The organism is Terriglobia bacterium, from assembly GCA_020073205.1.
Classification (GTDB): domain Bacteria; phylum Acidobacteriota; class Polarisedimenticolia; order Polarisedimenticolales; family JAIQFR01; genus JAIQFR01.
Genome location: JAIQFR010000047.1, coordinates 1 through 14,930, shown reverse-complemented (window position 1 = coordinate 14,930; position 14,930 = coordinate 1). Strand labels below are relative to the sequence as shown.

Annotated in this window: 12 protein-coding genes; 6 read left to right on the top strand and 6 right to left on the bottom strand. The window is 69.3% G+C overall.

All coding sequences use genetic code 11. From position 1 onward, the window contains the following. Positions 1-30: 30 nt before the first annotated feature. Genes mtaB through purD form a run of 3 tightly spaced genes read right to left on the bottom strand, consistent with a single transcriptional unit; the run spans position 31 to position 3,178 of the window. The gene (mtaB, locus tag LAO51_11350) at positions 31-1,350 is read right to left on the bottom strand and encodes a tRNA (N(6)-L-threonylcarbamoyladenosine(37)-C(2))-methylthiotransferase MtaB (protein MBZ5639334.1); all 1,320 of its coding nucleotides are present in this window, start codon (positions 1,348-1,350) and stop codon (positions 31-33) included. Beyond that, positions 1,347-1,880 (bottom strand): 5-(carboxyamino)imidazole ribonucleotide mutase, encoded by a 534-nt coding sequence (purE, locus tag LAO51_11345; protein MBZ5639333.1) that lies wholly within the window; start codon positions 1,878-1,880, stop codon positions 1,347-1,349. The genes mtaB and purE overlap by 4 nt, the downstream gene beginning before the upstream one ends. After that, entirely contained in the window at positions 1,877-3,178 is a 1,302-nt protein-coding gene (gene purD, locus LAO51_11340; protein MBZ5639332.1) for a phosphoribosylamine--glycine ligase, read from the bottom strand. The genes purE and purD overlap by 4 nt, the downstream gene beginning before the upstream one ends. Positions 3,179-3,295: 117 nt before the next feature. Between purD and LAO51_11335 the strand changes: the two genes are divergently transcribed. Beyond that, positions 3,296-3,778 (top strand): hypothetical protein, encoded by a 483-nt coding sequence (locus tag LAO51_11335; protein ID MBZ5639331.1) that lies wholly within the window; start codon positions 3,296-3,298, stop codon positions 3,776-3,778. A gap of 49 nt (positions 3,779-3,827) precedes the next feature. Here the strand turns inward: LAO51_11335 and LAO51_11330 are convergent, their stop codons facing one another. Beyond that, on the bottom strand, positions 3,828-4,109 hold the full coding sequence (locus LAO51_11330; GenBank protein MBZ5639330.1) for a zinc ribbon domain-containing protein: 282 nt from the start codon (positions 4,107-4,109) through the stop codon (positions 3,828-3,830). Between the two features lie 70 nt (positions 4,110-4,179). Here LAO51_11330 and LAO51_11325 point away from each other — a divergent pair, with 70 nt between their 5' ends. Continuing rightward, positions 4,180-4,728 (top strand): hypothetical protein, encoded by a 549-nt coding sequence (locus LAO51_11325; protein ID MBZ5639329.1) that lies wholly within the window; start codon positions 4,180-4,182, stop codon positions 4,726-4,728. Here the strand turns inward: LAO51_11325 and LAO51_11320 are convergent. Together LAO51_11320 and LAO51_11315 are read right to left on the bottom strand one after the other, a co-directional pair. Beyond that, complete coding sequence (locus LAO51_11320) at positions 4,674-6,479, bottom strand: N-acetylmuramoyl-L-alanine amidase (GenBank protein MBZ5639328.1); 1,806 nt, start codon at positions 6,477-6,479, stop codon at positions 4,674-4,676. The two genes, LAO51_11325 and LAO51_11320, sit on opposite strands and share 55 nt — an antisense overlap. Positions 6,480-6,554: 75 nt before the next feature. After that, the gene (locus tag LAO51_11315) at positions 6,555-7,409 is read right to left on the bottom strand and encodes a hypothetical protein (protein ID MBZ5639327.1); all 855 of its coding nucleotides are present in this window, start codon (positions 7,407-7,409) and stop codon (positions 6,555-6,557) included. A gap of 109 nt (positions 7,410-7,518) precedes the next feature. On the opposite strand from LAO51_11315, the gene LAO51_11310 reads away from it, so the two are divergent. From LAO51_11310 to LAO51_11295, 4 genes are all read left to right on the top strand, one after another. Beyond that, complete coding sequence (locus LAO51_11310; GenBank protein ID MBZ5639326.1) at positions 7,519-9,564, top strand: carboxypeptidase-like regulatory domain-containing protein; 2,046 nt, start codon at positions 7,519-7,521, stop codon at positions 9,562-9,564. A 273-nt stretch (positions 9,565-9,837) separates the two neighbouring features. Further along, positions 9,838-12,630 carry a PAS domain S-box protein gene (locus tag LAO51_11305; protein MBZ5639325.1) on the top strand — a complete coding sequence of 931 codons (2,793 nt, stop codon included), beginning with the start codon at positions 9,838-9,840 and terminating at the stop codon, positions 12,628-12,630. A 22-nt stretch (positions 12,631-12,652) separates the two neighbouring features. Further along, complete coding sequence (locus tag LAO51_11300) at positions 12,653-14,044, top strand: sigma-54 dependent transcriptional regulator (GenBank protein MBZ5639324.1); 1,392 nt, start codon at positions 12,653-12,655, stop codon at positions 14,042-14,044. 342 nt (positions 14,045-14,386) lie between these two features. Continuing rightward, the coding region (locus LAO51_11295) for a carboxypeptidase-like regulatory domain-containing protein (protein MBZ5639323.1) at positions 14,387-14,930 on the top strand (544 nt) is incomplete at its 3' end.

Genomic DNA, 14,930 nt, shown 5'->3' with positions numbered 1-14,930 from the left:
CGACGCTCCGCGTCTCGAGGGGAATGCCCGCTAGCCCGCCCAATTCGGCAGCCCCTCGGCCACCGCGAGGGTCTCCGAACGTTCCGCCCGCACCACCCGTACACGAACGAGGTGTCGCGGTTCGAGCCCCTCGCCGGCCACCGCCGCCTCGATGAAGTTCCCGGTGAGCGCCCGCCATCTGCCGTCGTCGCGACGCCCGCCGAGGAGCACCGCGTCCAGCTCGCGTCCCTCGAATCGTCTCCGGAACTCCAGGAACTTCCGTTCGCCGACTTCCCTGAGCCGGCGGGAGCGCTCGGCCACCGCGCCGCCGTGCGGACGGCCGGGAAGCGAGGCCGCGGGCACGCCGGGGCGGGGAGACCAGGCGAACACGTGGAGGTAATTCAGCGGGGACCGCTCGACGAACCGGAGCGTCTCCTCGAATCGCGCGTCGGTCTCCCCGGGGAACCCGACGATGACGTCCGCGCCGATCGCCGCGTCGGGCACCGCTTCGCGGAGCGCACTGACTCTCTCGAGGTATTGCGAGGTCCGGTAGTTGCGGCGCATCGACCGTAGAATCTCATCGGAGCCGGATTGCAAGGGGACCTGGACATGGGGGGCGAGCCGCGGATCGTCCGACATGATCCGGAGGAGACCGTCGGTGACCGTGAGCGGCTCGAGCGAGTTCAGCCGGATCCGGACCGGCCCCGCGACCCGCAGGAGCGAGCGAACGAGTTCCTCGAGCGCGAGCCGTGGCGCAAGGTCGTGGCCGAACGCGCCGGTGTTCACCCCGGTCAGGACGATCTCCCGGTACCCTGCCGCCGCCCTGGCCAGGAAGTCCCGCTCCACGCTCTCCTTAGGAACCGACCGGCTCCGGCCCCTCACCCTGGGGATCACGCAGTACGCGCAAGCGAGATCGCACCCTTCCTGGATCTTGAGGAACGCGCGGCCGCGGTTCCCGAAACGGCGCCCGGGAGCGTGATCGTATCGCGGGACCGCCTCGGCGACCGGGGCGGCCTCACGGCCGACCCCCATCTCGTCGAGGATCTCCTTAAGGCGAGGCTTGTCGCGATTGCCGAAGACGCGGTCCGCGATGCGGAGCCCGAGGATTGCGCCGGCGTCGAGTTCCGCATAGCACCCCGTCACCAGAAGGCGGCAGGCTGGATTAGCCCGACGGACCCTGCGAACCAGCCGCCGCGCCTCGGCGTCGGCCTTTCCGGTGACCGCGCACGTGTTCACCACCACGACGGCCGCCGCGCTCAGGTCCGGCTCGGGCGCATATCCGCGGCGCTCCAACTCCGCTTCGACGGCAGCGCTGTCGAATCGGTTCAGCTTGCACCCGAGGGTCAGCGTGTGGTAGCCGGGGCGACTCACGTTGTCCGGCCGAGGATCGAGCTGAGCTTCTCGCGGACTTCGAGCGAACGGGTCTCGACTTTGACAGCCATCTCGCGCCGCGCCGAGGCGAGCCGTTCCGCGAGGTCGGGGTCGGCCAGCGCGAGGATCTCGGCCGCGAGGATCGCGGCGTTAGCGGCGCCCGACGGCCCGATGGCCAGCGTCCCGACGGGGATTCCCGCCGGCATTTGCACCGTCGCGAGCAGCGCGTCGAGCCCTCGTAGTTCCGACGTGGGGAGCGGCACGCCCAACACCGGGAGGGTCGTGTGCGCCGCGACCGTCCCGGCGAGGTGGGCGGCGCCGCCCGCTCCCACCACGAACACCCGCACCCCGCGCGAACGGGCGGAATGAACGATCTCCGCGGTCCGCTCCGGCGTGCGGTGCGCCGACGTCACCTCGATCTCGTAAGGGACCGACAGCGATTCCAGGGCGCGGGCCGCCTCCGCCATCGCCGGGAGGTCCGAGTCGCTCCCCATGAGGATCGCCACCTTAGGTCGCGCGTCGGCGCTCATGCCTTTTCCCTCCCCTCGGCCACCTGCACCGCATCGAGCGCGATGTCGCTCCGGTGATGCTCCCCCTCAAAGCGGACCTGCTCGACCGCGCGGTAGGCGCGCTCCCGCGCGACCGCCACCGTCTTCCCGAGCGCCGTCACGCCCAGCACGCGGCCGCCGGCCGTCACGACCCCGCCGTCCCCCGCGGGAGCGGTCCCCGCGTGGAAGACGGTCACACCCGGAACCGCCTCCGCCTCGCGGAGGCCCTCGATCCGGGTCCCCTTCGCATACGCCCCGGGATACCCGCCGGAGGCCATGACGACGCAGACCGCGACGTCCCCTTTCCACCTCGGTTCGATTCCATCGAGGGTGCCGTCGGCGCACGCGGCCAGCGCGGGAAGCCAGTCCCCGTCGAGGCGAGGAACGAGCACCTGCGTCTCCGGATCGCCGAAGCGCGCATTGTACTCGAGGACCTTCGGCCCCGCCTCGGTGAGCATGACCCCGACGTAGAGGACCCCTCGATAGGGGCGCCCGTCCGACGCCAGGCCATCAACGGTCCGGGCGACGATTGAGTCGAGGAGTTCGCGCCGTAGCGCGGGGGAAAGGTAGACTGACGGGGAGTAGGCTCCCATCCCTCCGGTGTTCGGCCCTCGATCGAAGTCGTCCGCACGCTTGTAATCCTGGCAGGCCGCGAGCTCGACGCACCGCTCCCCGTCGCACAGAGCGAAGAACGAGGCCTCGCGACCGCGCAGCATCTCTTCGACGACGATGCGGGAGCCCGCGGCTCCGAAGCGCCCGAGGGTGAGCATTTCGGTCGCCGCAGACCCGGCGGTCTCCTGGTCGGGAGCGATCACGACCCCCTTGCCGGCCGCGAGGCCGTCCGCCTTCACCACCACCGGATAGGAGACCTCCGCCGAGGCGAGATATCGAGCGGCCCGCGCCGCGTCCTCGAACACCTCGAATCGAGCGGTCGGGATCGCGTGCCGCTCCATGAACAGCTTCGCGTAGACCTTGCTGCCCTCGATCTCGGCGGCGTCGCGCGAAGGGCCGAAGACCGCCAGTCCGGCGCCGCGCAGTCGATCAGCGAGGCCGCCGACGAGCGGCGCCTCGGGGCCGACCACGACGAGGTCGTAGCGCTCTGCCATCGCATGGTCCGCGAGGCGGTCGACATCTTCGGCGGCGATCGGGACCCTCTCCGCGTGACGGGCGATCCCCGCATTCCCCGGGGCGCAGCGAAGGAGGCGAGTGCTCGGGCTCCGGGCGAGCGCCCAGGCCAGCGCATCCTCGCGCCCGCCCCCTCCCACGAGCAGGACTTTCACGTCGAGCCACCCCGCGTCCGGAAAGCGCGATTATTCCACGTGCAAATCGGGGGGTCAACGAGGGCGCATACACCGCGAGCCGTTGCCGCGACCCGGCAAGGACCCTAGACTCGACGCGTGGTCGCGACGATCTCGGCCGGCTTCGGCCTCGTGGTCTCCTCGCTCCTCATGGGGCTGCTCGAGTCACACTTCCGGCGCCTCCGGCCGTGGGATCGGCCGCGATGGGTGCTCACGCCGGCGTTCGCGCTCGTGTGGACCCCCGCCCGGCGCGTCGTCCTCGTGATAGGGCTCGGCGCGATACTTCGAGGCTCCCGGCCGGCCGCCGCGGCGACCGCGGGGGCGCTCTTCGCGATGCTCGTCTACCTGAGGTGGGTGCGGTCGGAAGGGCACGCCCGCAGGCACCTCGAAAAGGTCGTCGAGAAGGTCCGTCGAGGCCGAACGGGGGGAGGAGTCGCTGAGACCATGCGGACCGTTCTCTTCGCCCGGCACCCCGAGTGGGGCGCCGATCTCATCCAGCGAATCATCGACGACCACCCGGATCCGCGCTCGTTCGCACGCACGGTCGTGCGGCTGGAGCGACAGGCGTTTCCGGGCCGCTGAGCACCGGGACGGCCGACCGGGCCGAGGGGACGCGGCGCGCTTCGCGGGTTCAGTGGGGACAACTGCCGGAGCCGCAGCAGGTCTTGGTCGTGTCCGCGTCGCTCGAGGTCTTCGTTTTGGACTCGCCCTCGCTCGGTTTCGACACGGCCTTCGAACTGGAGTAATCGCTGATGAACCAACCGCCGCCCTTGAGCTGGAACGAGCTTCGCGATATCAGCTTCTCGAGCGGCCCGGAGCACTCCCGGCACGTTTTGAGAGGGCGATCACTGAATTTTTGGATCACCTCGAAGGCGTGCCCACAGGACTTGCACCGGTACTCGTAGAGCGGCATCGATCGAACCTCCCGAAACTAGTCGAAAAGACGATAGAATCGCAAACCTGCTCTGTCAAGGAGCGAGGGGGTGGGCGTGGCGTTTCGGCCGTTTTTCGGGGCCGGCGAGAAGAGGTACCTGGGCCGGGCCATCACCCTCGCTGAGGATCTCACCGGGAGGTTCTACTGCATCCCGGGTCGGGAGTGGCCCCGGTACCCGTACGAGCTGAAGACCCTGGCGGACGGCCCCGGTCCCGCGGCACCCGCGTTCGCCGACGTGGTCCGGCTGGTGCCGGATCCCTTGGCGTTCCGGCCGGCGAGCGTCCACCAGCTGTTCCGGATCCGCCTCCGGGACGATGCGATCCTGGAAGCGGCGGAGCAGCGGAGCGACGGGATCGAGCTGTTTCCGCTGCTGCTCTACGTCGTGACCCACGAGTTGGTTCACGTGGTGAGATTCGGGGCGGGTTTCGCCAACTTTCGCGTCGCCGAGCACCGCCGGCGGAAGGAGGAAGAGCGGGTCCACGCGATCACCCGCGGCGTCCTTCGCCCCGTGGTCGACGCGCCGCTTCGTCGGGTGTTCGAGGCCTACGGGGACGAGACGGCGGCCCTTGCGCTTCCCGACTGCGCGTCCCCGAAGTAGCTTGCGAGCGCGCTCGCAAGCCCACGGGCGAGACGCTCCCGATCCTGGGCCGAGCCGAGCAGCGCCGCGTCCTGGGGGTTGTTCAGGTTGACCATCTCGACGAGGACCTTGGCCGGGACTGCGTTGCCCCTGAGGACCGCGGGAAGCCAGGTCTTCCGCCCGCGGATGACTCGATCGCGCACCGGATGGTACGGTTGCACGGGAAGATCCTCCCTGCGGAACGCATCCACGAGACGGGTGGCAAGCCGCCTCGAGACCGCCTCGGAGCGGACGAGGTCCCGTCGAGTGAAACGAATCGTCGGCGCCTCTCGGACCTCCTTGAAGCGGAGGTAGTCGCCACCGGTCTCACCGTGGATGCCACGCCGGAACCGCTGGCCGGGTACGTAGACCATCAGGCCCCGCAGCGAAGGATGGCGGGAATCGGCGTGAAGCGACAGGAACACGACCCGGTCCGGAGTCGTGCCGTTCCGGACCGCCTTTCTCAAGACGGAGTTCGCCAGATACCACCTGAGATTGACCGCCACCGAGGACTCGCCCTCTTCCCTAGCGCTGAAGGGCGGGTCGGTCCGGAGCGTTCCCATTCGGTTCGACTCGAGCCGGTCCCCCTCCGAAGGCCGGAATCCGGTGCCAGGATCCTCGAGCGTCATGAACACGCGGGCAGCGGTCTCCCTCTCGAGCTGCACCTTGAGGCGGCACGCGACGTCGTACACGCCATCGTGCTCCGTGAGGCCGTGGCTCATCGTGCCGACGTCTCGGCCGCCGTGTCCAGGATCGATGACCACGAGTACGCCGTCGAGGCGGCGGTCGGCGGCGCGGACCGGTTGCCGCGCCAGTTCGTCCGCCATCTCCCGCTTCGCCGCCTCGTTCTCGCGGCGTCGCGGCTGGTCCTTCGGCAGGTACTCGGGCTCCAGCAGTTCGAACGGGATCCGTACCTTGAATCCGATCGGGATGTCGGTGACGTCCGGGATGCCCGACCGGACTGCCAGCTCCGCCGCGACCGCGTTCACGTCGTCTGGATCGGTGCGCCCGGTGAAGCGGACGACGACGGCGGAGTAGAGCGCCTCGCCCGCCTTGAGGCGGTAGCCGGCGAAAGGACCCCCATCGTCCTGGCCGTAGGAGAGCGCCCCGTCGTCGGAGGACGGGCCGGACAAGAGCGATCGATGAAGGAGCGCGGCGGGCACGTGGACGACCTGGCCTTGCGACAGGTCGGGGGAGCCCAAACCGTCGGCACGGGCGATCTCCCGGAACTTCCCTCCGTCGCCCGTGAACCACTCCGCGACTTGCCACAGCCCCTCGTCGGGCGTGACCAGGCGACCCGCGCGGGCGACGTGGACAAAGACGTCACCTTCCAGTCGGTCCAGGGGGAACTGGTTGAGCAGAACGAGCGCGCGGTAATCGTCGTTCAGCAGGTCGAACGGGATCGCGACGTCTCGCCCGGGCTCGGCGGCCTCATGACCGTCAAGGCGCGCGAGAGCTCCCGCGGCGGATTTCGGTTGGGAGGTATACGTCCTCGCCAAGGTGGTCCAGGCCTGTCGAGTCGAGGGTCGTAAGACGAGCTCGAGCTCGCAACCGTTCCGGACGCGTATCCGCAAGTCTCTGGCCAGGGCCAGTTCGTCGGACGGGGCCGCGGGCGAAGCCGGCTCGGCCGCGATGGGAACTCTCGGCCCCCGAGCGGTCGATCCGGACGTCACGAGGAGCATCGCGAGGCAGCTCCACAACACCCCGGTGACTCTCCCCGCGTCGATCCGCACGTCGGCCTCCGACCGGCATGATAGCCGACGCCTGCTGCGCCCCGCGCCGTGCAATGCGCCGCGCGAAAGGTCCGCTCAGAAGTCGGGGGTGATGCGGAATCGGTAACCGGCGGGTGGATCTCCCACCGTGACGTCGAAGCTCGAGGTCGCCCGGCGGCTGGCGAAGATCCGCTCCGTGCGCGCGAGCACGTTCGGACCTTTGGCACCCGGTAGCGATCCGGTCACGTCGACCTCAAGCTCGGCGATGTCGCCATCGAGGCGCACCGGCGTGAGCGTCAGGCGAAGCGACTCCCGCCCGTCCCCCTCTCCCCGAGTGAACGAGTACTCGACTCCCTCGTGCAGGAAGCTCACGAGGCGGTCGGTTTCGAGCGGCACCGAGCGCTCCCCGTCCCTGCGCTCGACGGCGAGGAGGAAGACGACCGGGGCACCGACTCTGCGCCGGCTCGCCAGCACGGGCCTCTCGATCTCCTCCGCCTGGATGGACAGCACGAGGCGCCGACGGCCATCTTCCATAACATCGAAGAGACCGGTGCTCCCTTCGGCCAGCGTCAGCAGCCGGCTGGAGCGGATGGGCGGCGTGCCCTCGCTTCGGAGGGTGGCGTCCAGCTGCAGCGTGATTCCACGATCTCCTGCCACCTCCTCGATCACGACGTCGAGGGCGAGATCGAGGGGCGGTCCGGACGGCGACCACGCGAGCGACGTCTCCAGGGAGCCCGGGTCCTCGCGCGTTGCCTCCACGGAGATCCGGTCCCCAGAGCGGGTCTCGCCGGCCTCGACGATCAGAGGGGTGACGTCGATCCTGAGCGCCGTCTCCCGGCGCAACGCGTCGCCGGCCCGGTCCGCGCCGATTGCCACGAGAAGGGAAACCGCGGCGGCGACGACCCGCGGGTCGGGCCCACCGGAACCCAGGCGGAGGATGCGTATCGCCATCACCGGGGTTTATCATATGGTCCCCGTGGCCGTTGACAAGTCGGACCTAGGCACCTAAGCTTGGAGTTGTCCAGGCGGAGAGGTAGGGATGGCCTGGCAGGGAGGAGGAATGCCGAGGGTGCGCGCGAGCGGTACGGCGTTCCTGCCCGGGCTTCTCCTCATCGTCGTCATCATCATCGTAGGCGGCCCGGCGTTCGCGACGAGCGACCTCGTCGCGCCGGCGCTCCACGGGATCGTCACGGATGCCCTGGGCGGAGCGCTCGGCCAGGTCGAAATCCTCGTGCTGGGCGACGCTGCGGCCGAGGCCCCGTTGGCGGTCGCCCGCTCGGATGACCACGGCCGGTTCATCGTGGACGGTCTCGCACCGGGCATCTACAGGGTCGCCGCGGTCAAGGAGGGGTATCTCGCGTTCCTGGGCCGATTCAACACGATGTTCCGCCCGTCCCTCGACATGGTGCTCCGGCCGGCGCCACCGGAATCGAGCGGTGCGGCCGTGCCGCCGAAGGACGCCTCGTGGATCCTGAGGCTACCGGAGCGCAGCCTCCTGCGTGAGACCGATGCGTCCGTCTTGTTACGCCGGGAGCCGGACGCGGCAGCCCGGGTCGCCGGCTCGGCGCTCTACGACAACCTCGAAGGTCGGGTGGACCATCTCGTCGACCTGAGCGTTCCTCTCCCGGGGTCTCCACGCGAGAACACCGGGGCAGGAGGTGCTGAGACGCGTATGAGCATGGCGAGCGCGATCGGTCGGATCGCGAGCGTGCGGGTCCGCGGCGAGCGCCAGAGCTTCGACCGGGTCGCGACGAAGAACGGGGAGGAAGAGTCCGCCAGCCGGGACGCCTCGTCGTTCTTCGTCGAAGCCTCCTGCGCCACGGGGCGCGACGCCAATCTCGCGATGAAGGCCAGCTACGCCCAGGGTGATCTGGACGTGATCGGTGGGGCCTCGAGCCCCGACGGCGGCTTCCGCCATGCGAGGCGATCGTGGGGCTACGACGCGACGTGGTCCACCCAGCTCGACGAGGCCTCGCGCCTTGCCGTGAAGGTCGGCTATCTCGACACGCTGGCAAGTCTTCCGGAAGGTCGGTTCGTGGGCGCGGCGTTCGCGGGCGCTGACGGGTCGCGTCGCCCGTTCCTGAGCCGCGCGATGGCGGCCGGCGGCTCGTACGAGAGCCTCGCCGCCATGCGCCACCAGGTCCGCGTTGACGTGGAGGCGACTCTCCAGGACCTTCCGCTGCCGAGGAGCCTTGCGGCAGGCGACGGCATCGCGGTCATGCCCGCCAGTCCCGCGGGATGGAACGTGCGGGTGCGGGCCGAGGATCAATGGGTGCTCTCGGCGCCTCTGGCCCTCGTGTACGGACTGGGATACGTGAGGGGCTCCGACGCTCGGCAAACATCCGTCGTGGAGCCGCGCGTCGGCGGCGTATGGACCGACGGGGCCTGGCGCGCGCGCCTGGTGGTTCTCTACGACCTCTCCACCGCCGGCGCCACGCCCCCTTGGTCCGACGTTCCCGAGCCCCCGGGGATACGACGGGCGCCCGCGTTCGGTTACGACGCGGAGGTCGACGTACGTTTGCCGTGGGGCCTTGGTCTCAAGGGAGCAAGGAGCTTCGAGCCCGTCGCGTTCGACGCCGCAGGGGCCGTTTTCGAGCGCATCGATCCCGGCTTCACGCCGCTGTACGCGGCCGACGGGAGCGTCAGCGCCGAGCGTAACAGCCTCACGTTCTCCCGGGAGGCGGGCGGCGTGACGACGTACCTCAAGCTCATCAGCGGAAGCGCCGACGGCACGCTCGCACAGGTGTTCCCGTTCGAGGTTCCCTTGCAGCTCCTCGCCGATCGTCACCTCCGGTACGACGGGGCCCGCGTCGGAGTGCGCGTCGCGGCGTCCGGGACCGACGTTTCTGCCGAGTTCAGGAGGGTCGAGGACACTGCCGCGATCGATCCAGGAGCCGAGCGCACCGCGCAGGAATTCGTCGAATTCCAGCTGGCCCAGGATCTGCTGCGCGGGGAGCCTCGAGGGATGTCTTGGCGGTTCCTCTTCGCCGCGCGGACGGCGCCCCAGCGGCAGGCCGCCGACGCCGATCCACCGGCCGCCGCCGGATTGAGGACGCTCGCTGCACTGAGCCGGAGAGTGAGCGCGGGCCTGTCCCTGACCTTCTGACCGATCGGGCGCCGGTCACGGTCGTCCATGGATCGAACGGGACGGCCGAATGCTAGGCGTGGCCGCGACGCATCGCATCCAAAACTCCGGAGATGCACGGGTGAATTCAAGGAATTGAACGAGGTGTGATCCGCTGGCGGCGGCGGGGCGTTGGCGCGATGATTAAGCCGCACCCGGTCAACGACTTGATCGAAGGCACCCGATGGCGCTCCATGGCCCGGCGATTGCTGGGTACCCTGGTAGGGTCCGCTCCTGCGCAGGAGTAGCAACGCGATGCTGAAACGGGCCGGCGGGTCCAGGCCTTGGGTCATATCGGGCTTGGTCTGCCTGCTCGTGGTCTTCGGAACCGTTTCCTTCGTTCGCCGGGTCACGAGTCGCGTTCCGGAGGTCGGTGCCGACTGGGTTCAGGGACCCGGGGGGCCCGTGGTGGCCGCGGTGGAGCCGGAGAGCCCGGCGCAGGCGGCGGGACTGCTGCGCGGCGATCGGCTCGAGCGCGTCAACGGCGCCGAGGTCGCGAGCGTGCTCGACGCCGCATCGGTGGCGTGGGGGCTCCGAGCCAACGGCACGGTCCTCGTCGACGTGGACCGCGGGGGCACGCGGCTGACGCTCGAGATCCGGCCCGCAGCCCGCGTGGAGGTCCCCCCGCTCTACGGCTTCCTCGGTCTCGTAGCGGTCGCGTTCCTCGCCTCCGGCGTGTTCGTCGCGCTGCGCTGGCCGACGGTGCGGGGCGGAACCGCGTACGCGGTCTTTTGCGGACTGCTGTTCGCGCATCTGGTCCTGAGCCATACGGGCCGAGCCGATGCTCTCGACTGGGCGGTCTACGGGGCGGACGTGGCGGCAGGGGCCCTCGCGCCGGCCGTTCTGATCCACCTCGTGTACGTCCTCTCGCGCCGAACGGTGACGGGGAGGCGAGTCGGGCTCGGGCTCGCGTACGTCACCGCGGCGGGGATCGTCGCCGCCGCGGGTTGGCTGGTCGCGTTCGGCGGGGCGCTCCGGCTCCGGAATCCCGTGGCGGCCGTGGAAGGGATCGATCGGGCGGAGGTTGGATTCCTCGGCGTCGCGGCTCCGCTCGCCGCCTGGCTCCTTTTCCAGGCGTATCGCAGGACCGCGTCGCCGCTCCATCGAAGTCAGCTCCGCTGGATGCTCTGGGGCGTCGCGATCGGCCTGCTCCCGTTCGTCGCGATCTACGTCCTTCCGTGGGCGGCCGGGGCCGGGGTGCCGGAGTGGGCGGATCTGGCGGTGTTCCCGATGCTGGTCGTTCCTGGCGCGTTCACGGTCGCGTTCGCCCGGTACCGGCTCAACGACCTCGACACGCTGCTCCGACGCATGCTTGCGGAGGCCGCCTCCGCGTTCCTCACTCTGGCGGCTTATGCGGCGGCCGCCGAGTTCCTTCACCGGGCCGCGGGTGGCGTGCTGCCCCTGTCGTGGAGCGGAGTGCGCTACCTGGCGATCCTGCTCGCCGCCGTCAGTTACCCGACCATCCGCCTCTGGGTGCGAAAAGGGGTGGACCTCGCGTTCTACCGGAGCCGATACAGCTACCGCGCGACCCTCCTCGACTGGGCTCGGGAATTGAGCGCGGAGACCCATCTCGAGACGCTCCTCGATCGGCTCCGGGGCCGCCTCCGCGAGACCCTCGGAGTGCCGGACGCGCGGGTCCTCGTGCGGGGCGAGGGCGACGTCTTCGAGGTCGCGGGCGCGGAGGACGGTCCCTCGACCGTCGTCTTGCCGCGGGGACATCTCGAGACCCTCGGCAGCGGCCATCACGTCGTCCTCGAGGAGCGCGAGTTGGCGGAGCTTCCGTGGGCGCGCCACCTCGTCGCGATGAAGGTGAAGGGACGGCTCCGTGCGGTCCTCGCCGTCGCCGACCGGGAGGATCCGGAGGAGCCCTTCTCCAGCGAGGACCGGTCCTTGCTCGCAACGCTCGCAGCGCACGCGGCGACCGCGATCGAGGCCGCCCGACTCGTCCGCGAGGTCCGCAAACACGCCGAGCACGTGGAGCGTCTCAAGGCGAGCCAGGAGCGGATTCTCGAGAGCAGCGGGGTCGGGCTCCTCCTGATGGACGACGACGGCACGATCCTCGCGTGGAACCGCACACTCGAGGCGATGTACGCGCTCTCGCGCGCGGAGGCGATCGGTCGCAGAATCGACGAAGTGTTTCCCCTCCACGCCGTCCGCAGGGTCCAGCGCGAGATCGCCCGACTGCCGGACAAGAGCGAGGCGCGCATCTATCGGTACAACCTGGTGAACCGTGCGGGGCGGCGGATCGTGGTCAACCTGACGATCTCGCCCCCGGGCGGCAGCGGGGAAGGCGCGGCGGGGCGCGTCGTGACCTTCGACGATGTCACCGATCAGGTGAAGCTCGAGGAGCAGGTGCTCCGGCAGGAGCGTCTCGCGTCGCTCGGGCTCCTCGCGGCCGGAGTGGCGCACGAGGTCAACACTCCGCTCACGGGGATCTCGAGCTACACCCAGATGCTCCTCGAGGAGATGCTCCCCGACGACCCGAGGCGCGCGATCCTGGAGAAGATCGAAGCCCAGAGCCGGCGCGCGTCGAGCATCGCGAATTCCCTCCTCAACTTCGCGCGCCCGGAACGGTCTGCCTACGAGGAGCTCTCCCTGAACGACACGGTCACCGAGGTCCTGCGCCTGTTCGAGCCGAAGATCCGCGAGCGCGGTATCCGGCTCGAGACCTCGCTCGCCGCGGACCTCCCCCCGATCCACGGCCACAAGGGGAAGGTGCAGCAAGTTCTGCTGAACCTCCTCCTCAACGCCAGGGACGCCGTCGAAGAGGGGGGGCGGGTCTCGGTCACGACCGAGGTGCGCGAGGGCGCGGTGGCGCTCCAGGTGGTGGACGACGGCGTCGGGATCGCGGAGGAGGACCTTCCGCGGATCTTCGACCCGTTCTTCACCACGAAGGGAAGGGGCAGGGGAACCGGCCTCGGGCTCTCCATCAGCTACGGGATCGTCCGGGAGCACGAAGGGGAATTGTCCGTGGAGAGCGTCCCCGGCGAATGGACCCGCTTCCGCGTGGAGTTCCCGCTCGCCCGACCCGCCGAGGCGCTCGCCTGAAAGCTGCTACAATCCGGCCCCGATGCAGCGAGCGAGCGCAGATACCCCGTCGGGACGCGTGCTCGTCGTCGACGACGAGCCGGTCGTCGGAGACGTCCTCAAGACCCTCCTGGCGTCGGAAGGACACGCGGTCGACGTGGCGTCGGACGCCGCCACCGGGCGCACCCTCCTCGAGAGCAGCGGGCCGTGGGACGCCCTGTTGCTCGACGTGATGCTCCCGGACGCGGACGGGCTCGATGTCCTTCGATGGGTTCGGGAGCGGGCGCCCGACCTCGCGGTGGTGATGATCACCGCCTTCGGCTCCGTCGAGAACGCCGTCGCCGCCATGAAAGCCGGTGCGTTCCACTATTTGACCAAGCCGTTCAAGAACGACGAGGTGCGGCTCCTGGTCGCGAAGGCGGTTCAGACGACCCGGCTCCGGATGGAGAACAAGGACCTCAAGCGCGCCCTGGAGCAGCGATACAAATTCGAGAAGATCATCGGCAAGTCCCGCGCGATGCAGGAGATCTACCGGTTCATCGAGCAGGTGGCTCCCAGCCGCTCGACGGTGCTCGTTCAAGGGGAGAGCGGAACCGGCAAGGAGCTGGTCGCCCAAGCGCTCCACCGCCGGAGCTCCCGCGCCGGCGGGCCGTTCGTCGTGGTAAGCAGCCACAGCATCCCGACGGAACTCCTCGAGGACAACCTGTTCGGGCACGTCCGCGGCGCGTTCACGGGAGCCGCCGGCTCCAAGCCCGGCCTCCTGGAGGTGGCCGACGGCGGCAGCGTGCTGTTCGACGAGATCAGCACGGTGTCCCCCGAGGTCCAGGTCAAGCTCCTCCGCGTGATCCAGGAGAAGGAGTTCCTCCCGCTCGGGGCCGTGGAGAGCCGGATCGTCGACGTTCGGATCCTCGCCGCGACCAACGAAGACCTCAAGACTCTCGTGGACCAGGGCCGGTTCAGGGAGGATCTGTACTACCGCCTGAACGTCATCAGCATGACCCTCCCTCCCCTCCGCAAGCGGATGGAGGACGTCCCGATCCTCGTGGAGCACTTCCTGCAGCGATCCAACGAGGAGAACGGGAAGCACGTCGAGCGGGTGTCGACGGAGGTGCTCGAGCGCTTTCTGGCCTATCCATGGCCTGGAAACGTCCGGGAACTGGAAAACGTCGTCGAGCGGGGAGTGGTCCTGGCCCGTGGCCCGGAGATCGGCGTCGACCTCCTACCCAAGGAGATGCTCGAGAAGACCGTCCTCCCGGAGGCCGCGGCCTTGCCGGAAGGAATGAGCTTCTATGACGCTGTCGACCGCTACGAGCGGCATCTGATCGAGTCGGCCCTCAGGAGGACCGGGGGAATCCAGAAGCAGGCGGCCGACATCCTGGGGCTCAAGGCGACCACCCTCAACGAGAAGATCAAGCGGCTCGGCATCGTCGTCTGAGCTCGGGGGGAACCCCCGACGAGCAAGCCTCCCGAGCGAATGGCGGGCGGGCAACCGGAACGTCGCGGCGACGGGCCCGGCATGGGGCAGGGCGCTGCGATTCTGCAGCAGCCGATGCCGATTCGGGGATGCGACCGGGCCGGATCCGTCAATATTCATCATTGAACCGGGCGAAAGCACGTCCGGGTTGACGGAACCGGAGGCCAGTGGTACATAAGCTCGCGGCGGCGCGGACTCTCGTTGCCGATCCTCAAGGAGCCCAAGGGGCAAACGGATGAGGGGCTCGTCCGAAGGCCGGACGGAGGATCGCGAAGCGGGGGTGCGCTTCTCGGGAGGAGGCTCATGAAATTCCTGCGGACGTTTCTGGCTGCGGGGTTCGTCATCGTCGCGGTGACCACCGTGGCGGCGCAGACGGGGGGCCTGAGGGTCACGGTGTACGACGCGGCGGACAAGAGTCCTCTCCCCGGCGTCACCGTGGTTTTGAGGAACTCGCAGCAACTCGTGGCCACCACGACGGTGATCACCAACAAGAACGGCGTGGCGGACTTCCCGGTCCTCCGTGCCGGTGGCGGTTTTTCCCTCGAAGTCTCGTTTCCGGGGTACGGCAAGCAGCAGCTGCCGAACATCCGGGTCGCGATCAACCAGGTCCAGAACGTCTCCTTCATCCTCGCCCCGGAGATGACCGAGAAGGTCGTGGTCGAGGGGAAGAAGGAGACCGTGGACCTCGATAAGACATCGACGTCGACGAAATTCGGCGAGGACTTCATCCAGGACCTGCCCGTGCAGGGGCGGTTCTACCAGAACATGTTGACGATGGCCGCCGGCGTGCAGGACCCGAGCGGTGGCGGGAACCCCAACGTCAACGGCGCTCGCAACGTGGACTTCA

Coding starts and splice junctions, on each gene's coding strand:
- LAO51_11315 (MBZ5639327.1), bottom strand. CDS start 7,409: ATGGCGATACGCATCCTCCGCCTGGGTTCCGGTGGGCCCGACCCGCGG.
- LAO51_11310 (MBZ5639326.1), top strand. CDS start 7,519: ATGCCGAGGGTGCGCGCGAGCGGTACGGCGTTCCTGCCCGGGCTTCTC.
- purE (MBZ5639333.1), bottom strand. CDS start 1,880: ATGAGCGCCGACGCGCGACCTAAGGTGGCGATCCTCATGGGGAGCGAC.
- LAO51_11300 (MBZ5639324.1), top strand. CDS start 12,653: ATGCAGCGAGCGAGCGCAGATACCCCGTCGGGACGCGTGCTCGTCGTC.
- LAO51_11305 (MBZ5639325.1), top strand. CDS start 9,838: ATGCTGAAACGGGCCGGCGGGTCCAGGCCTTGGGTCATATCGGGCTTG.
- LAO51_11330 (MBZ5639330.1), bottom strand. CDS start 4,109: ATGCCGCTCTACGAGTACCGGTGCAAGTCCTGTGGGCACGCCTTCGAG.